At 72.6% G+C, this 4,452-nt stretch carries 6 protein-coding genes and 1 pseudogene; 5 read left to right on the plus strand and 2 right to left on the minus strand.

Annotated elements, in window-relative coordinates; genetic code table 11:
- Window positions 1-54 precede the first annotated feature (54 nt).
- Complete coding sequence (gene upp / locus HMPREF3086_RS17535; RefSeq protein ID WP_007628887.1) at window positions 55-678, minus strand: uracil phosphoribosyltransferase; 624 nt, start codon at window positions 676-678, stop codon at window positions 55-57.
- Window positions 679-789: 111 nt separating this feature from the next.
- Here upp and HMPREF3086_RS17540 point away from each other — a divergent pair, with 111 nt between their 5' ends.
- From HMPREF3086_RS17540 to HMPREF3086_RS17560, 5 genes are read left to right on the plus strand one after another with little or no spacing between them, the layout of a single operon-like run.
- Window positions 790-1,167, plus strand: a complete 378-nt coding sequence (locus HMPREF3086_RS17540; RefSeq protein WP_061914031.1) for a type VII secretion target — start codon at window positions 790-792, stop codon at window positions 1,165-1,167.
- Between the two features lie 4 nt (window positions 1,168-1,171).
- On the plus strand, window positions 1,172-2,359 hold the full coding sequence (locus HMPREF3086_RS17545) for a C40 family peptidase (RefSeq protein ID WP_083324516.1): 1,188 nt from the start codon (window positions 1,172-1,174) through the stop codon (window positions 2,357-2,359).
- Window positions 2,356-2,625, plus strand: coding sequence for a hypothetical protein (locus HMPREF3086_RS17550; RefSeq protein ID WP_061228068.1), 270 nt, complete (start codon window positions 2,356-2,358; stop codon window positions 2,623-2,625). Before HMPREF3086_RS17545 ends, HMPREF3086_RS17550 begins: the two co-directional genes overlap by 4 nt.
- Window positions 2,622-3,002 (plus strand): YbaB/EbfC family nucleoid-associated protein, encoded by a 381-nt coding sequence (locus tag HMPREF3086_RS17555; protein WP_070723234.1) that lies wholly within the window; start codon window positions 2,622-2,624, stop codon window positions 3,000-3,002. The genes HMPREF3086_RS17550 and HMPREF3086_RS17555 overlap by 4 nt, the downstream gene beginning before the upstream one ends.
- A 24-nt stretch (window positions 3,003-3,026) precedes the next feature.
- Window positions 3,027-4,247 carry a primosomal protein gene (locus HMPREF3086_RS17560; protein ID WP_198150709.1) on the plus strand — a complete coding sequence of 407 codons (1,221 nt, stop codon included), beginning with the start codon at window positions 3,027-3,029 and terminating at the stop codon, window positions 4,245-4,247.
- Window positions 4,248-4,251: 4 nt separating this feature from the next.
- Here the strand turns inward: HMPREF3086_RS17560 and HMPREF3086_RS17565 are convergent.
- Window positions 4,252-4,452: pseudogene (locus HMPREF3086_RS17565) on the minus strand (thymidine phosphorylase); the annotation flags it as partial.

A 4,452-nucleotide genomic window follows, 5' to 3' on the forward strand; every position in this document is an offset into this window, starting at 1 on the left:
CGCGTCTGCGGGGGCTCGCGTCTGCGGGGGGCTCGCGTCAGACGGGACCGCCGTTCAGCGGGGGCCGAAGAGGCGGTCGCCCGCGTCGCCCAGGCCGGGGACGATGAAGGCGTTCTCGTCGAGGCGCTCGTCGATCGTCGCGGTGACCAGCGTCGCCGCCAGGCCAGACTCGCGCACGGCCTCGATCCCCTCCGGCGCGCACAGGACGCACACCACCGTCAGGCCGGTCGCGCCCCGCGCCGCGAGCGTCTCCAACGTCGTGACCAGCGAGCCGCCGGTCGCGAGCATCGGGTCGAGCACCACCACGTGGCGTCCGGCGAGGTCCTCGGGCAGCGAGCACAGATACGACACCGGCTCGTGGCTCTCCTCATCGCGGGCCAGGCCGATGAACCCGACCTGCGCCCCGGGCAGCAGCCGGGTGGCCGGGTCCAGCAGGCCCAGGCCCGCGCGCAGGACCGGGACGACCAGCGGCACGCCGTCCACGGCCACCCCCGTCGTTTCGACGATGGGGGTGGTCACCGGGACCTGCTTCGTCGGGATCGAGCGGAACGCCTCGTAACAGAGCATGGTCCCGAGCGCGTCCATCGCGGCCCGGAACCCGGCGGTGTCGGTGGCGGAATCCCGCAGGGTTCGGAGCCGGTCCCCGACCAGCGGGTGGTCCACGACGATGATGTCCATGCCCGTCAGGATTCCACACCGGACAAATCGCGGACCGGGTGGAACCGGATCGCCTCCCCTGCGCGTCGAACCCTGTGACGGACGAGAAGACGGCGTTGAGGGGACGAGGCCATGGCGGACGGGGCGATCGATGTCGATGTCGACGGTTTACGGGAACTGGGCACGGGGCTGACCACCCTGGCCGACACGCTGGGGAGCGCGCTCGAGGCGGTCGACGCGGTGCCGATCGACGCGGTCGCACCGGTCGTGGGTCCGGTCGGGGCCGACTTCATGTCCGCGTTGCTGGCCGCCACCGCACGGCATCGCGAGGTGCTGGCAGGCCTCACGCGCGTCACGGACGCCGCCGGCGACCTGGTGCTGCAGACCGGCCGTCTGTTCGAGGAGTCCGACGCCGCGGGCGCGGCCATGATCGGTGCGGCGGGCACCGGGGGCCCGGGAGCGGCGGGTGCGGGCCCAGCGGGGCTCGACATGACCGAGAGGTGGGTGTGATCCGGTGATCGCCGACGCGTTGGCCTACGCGGGCCCCATAAAGCAGATCCTCGACCTGCTGTCCGCCGAGGAGTTCGTCCCCGGCGAGGCCCGCGACATCATGCGGCCGGTCAGCGAGGGCCTCGAGGTGGCCCAGCAGATGGGGCCGCCCCTCGAGCGGCTGTTGTCCGAATCGTGGAACTCGCTCGCCTCCCTCGGTGCGGCCCACTCGATCGCGGAGGTCGGACGGACCATGGGCGCGCTCGGGGAGTCCGCGGCGGAGATCGCGCGCGTCACCGCGGTCGCGGCGGAGATCGTGGTCCGCGGCACCGTCGAGGTGATCGGCATCGTCCAGCAGTTCATCGCCCGCGCCGCCGCCCTCGGTCCGGCGCTGGTGACCCCGGCCGGGCAGGGTGCGCTGCTCGGCCTGGCCGCAGAGCACCTCGCGCGCGGGATACAGGTAGCCGAGCGCGTGCAGAACGAACTCAGAATCCCCACCGCGGAAATGCGGGCGATCGCCGCGGGCATTCCGCCGGCGCCGCGCATGCCGGGCGCGCTCGCCGCGGACAGCAGCACCGGCGGCGCGATCAACGCAACCACGGTCGCCTACTCGGGGTCGGGACCGGGCGCGATCACCGCCGCCGACAGCGCGGCGGGCGGGGCTCACGGCGGCGCAGGCGGAGCCTACTCCGCGGGTGGCGGCTCTGTGGGTGCGACGGCGTCGCCGGACGGGTACGGCGGATCGTCCGAGGGGGCGGCGACCGCGGCGCCCGGTTCAGTGGGCTTCGGGGACGCCGGTTCCGGTCTGATCGGCGGCGGTACCGAGGTCACGCTGCCCGACGGCTCGGTCGTCACCGCCCCCAACGAACAGGCCGCCGGGGCGGTGCGTAACGCGCTCAGCCAGCAGGGCGTGCCCTACGTGTGGGGCGGCACGACCCCGGGGCAGGGGCTCGACTGCAGCGGGCTCACGCAGTGGGCGTACCGGGACGCCGGAGTGGAGATCCCCCGGCTGGCCCAGGAACAGGGCGTCGGCGTCCAGGTGTCGGCGCAGGACCTCATGCCTGGTGACCTGCTGGTGTGGGACGGTCACGTCGCCATGTACATCGGCAACGGGCAGATCGTGGAGGCCGGGGACCCTGTAGCGGTATCGGGCCTGCGCACCGACAATATAGGCATGTCCTTCTACGGTTTCTACCGCCCGACAGGCGGATGACCCGCGACACCTGCCGTCGCACCGACCCCATGACCGGCGTGGTCGCCGAGGTCGGTACCGACGGCGTGCCGGTGGGTCTGGCCCTGCCTGCTGACCTGCTGGACCGCCCGTCTACGGAGGTGGCGCGGGCGGTCCTGCGCACGCTCACCGCCGCGGCGGGCGACGCCCGCGAACTCCTCGAACGCCTCGCCGCCGAGGAGGGTGACGGACACGGTCGTGACGAGTGGCAGTGGGACGACGACGAGCTGCGGGAGACCGTCTCGTGAGCGGCGGCGGACTGGACGTGGAGGCCTTCCTCGACCGTCTGCGCGGGATCGCGGCCGAATGGGAGTCCGCCCACGACCAGCTGGAGACGCTGCGCGTGGTGTCCAGCAGCCGCGACCAGCTCGCCACCGCCACCGCGGACTCCGGCGGGACCGTGATCGATCTCGTCTTGGCATCCGGCCTGCGCCGCCACGGCTGGGAGACGGTCGCCGCGTCGATCCTCGAGGCCACCGCGGACGCCGTCGAACAGGCCAACGCGCGACGCGCCGAGCTGGTGTCGGGCTCGGTGGCGCTCGCGGTGATCGGTCGTAGGGGCGCCGCCGAGGACGCCGCCCGCCGGCACCCGGACGCCACCCGGGCGGGCCGTGGCACCGGCTGAGCGGGCGTGGATATGCTGACCAGCATGGCCAAGGACATCGTCCCGATCGAGCTCGGTCTCCCGGAGGGAGACGTCACGACCCTCTGGGCACCCAGCTGGCGCGAGGACAACGACGACTGGGAGGCGTTCCTGGGCCTCGGTGACGATCTCTACGCGTTCGACTCGACGGCCGAACTCCTGGCGCTGGTGCGCAGCGGCGCCGAGCACGACCTGCAGGACCACCCCTCGTGGGAGCAGTTCGCACAGTCCGACGTCCTCGACTTCCGCGCCGCCGACGAGAACTGCTACGACCTGGTCGGCGTCCTCGAACTGCTCGGCGAGAACCCCACCGAGTCCTCGGTCGACGAGATCGACCAGTCCTTCGCGATCGCCCGCTCGATCGGCGAGGTGTGCGAACTCGACACCGTGACCAAGTTCTTCAACGGCAATCCCGTCCTGGCGTCCGTCACGCACGGCATGGACGAGTTCTACGGCCGCGACGGGCTCAAGCTGTGGAAGTCCATCCGCAAGACCGTCGCCAAGGGCTGGGACGACGTCCTCGACGCCATCCAGGACGTCATGGCCACCCCCGACCTCGACCGCGGCGAGGTCGAGCGTGCCCGCCGCGACCTCGCGACCGCCGAGGCTGCACTCCCCGAGCCGGAGCCGGAGCCCGAGCCCGCACCCACCGGCTACCCCGAGGGCTCCCTGTGGGAGAGCGTCGGTATCGACCCCGTCAAGATCGTGTTCTCCGATCAGGAGTACCTCAGCCTGCGTTGCTACCTCGGGGACCGCCCCGTGTTCCTCGGGGACGGCGACCAGGCCTACGTCTTCACCAGCCCCCGCGGCCTGGCCCGCTTCCTGGCGGACAACGACGACGCGACGCTCAGCAGGGTGGCCACGTACGAGCGCGTCAAGCTCGCCGCGGTCGACGGCAGCCTCGACGTCCACGTCACCGACGACAACGCCTACGTCCTGGCGGGGCTCGACCGCGACATCGAGGTCGGCCCCGACATGGTCGACTCCGACCAGCTCGGCCTGGCCGTGGAACTCATCACCGACCTCGCCAACTATGTCGGCGACGCCGAGCTCGAGGCGTCGGTCACCGGCCGCGGCTCGGCGCTGCGTCGGTTCCTGCACTACGTGCTCAACCCCGACGACGCCAGGCTGCTCGAGCCGACCGCACCGTTCGACGACGAGGCAACCGAGTGGCGCGACCTCGTCGACGACGTCGAGAAGCTCGTCACCACCCCCGACATGGCCTGACGGGTCACCACCCGCGCAGGCGGTCGGCGACCTCCCCCGCGGGACCGCGCCCAGGGCCCGTGCCCAGGGCGGCCCGGAGCTCGTCGACGGCGGCGGGCAACCGTGCCGCGTCGCCCGCGTGGACGGAGGCCACCACGTCCCCGGCGCTGACCACCTCGCCCTCGACGCGGTCCAGCAGGACGCCGGCGGCGTGGTCGACCGTCTC

The organism is Dietzia sp. HMSC21D01, from assembly GCF_001815995.1.
Classification (GTDB): Bacteria; Actinomycetota; Actinomycetes; order Mycobacteriales; family Mycobacteriaceae; genus Dietzia; species Dietzia cinnamea.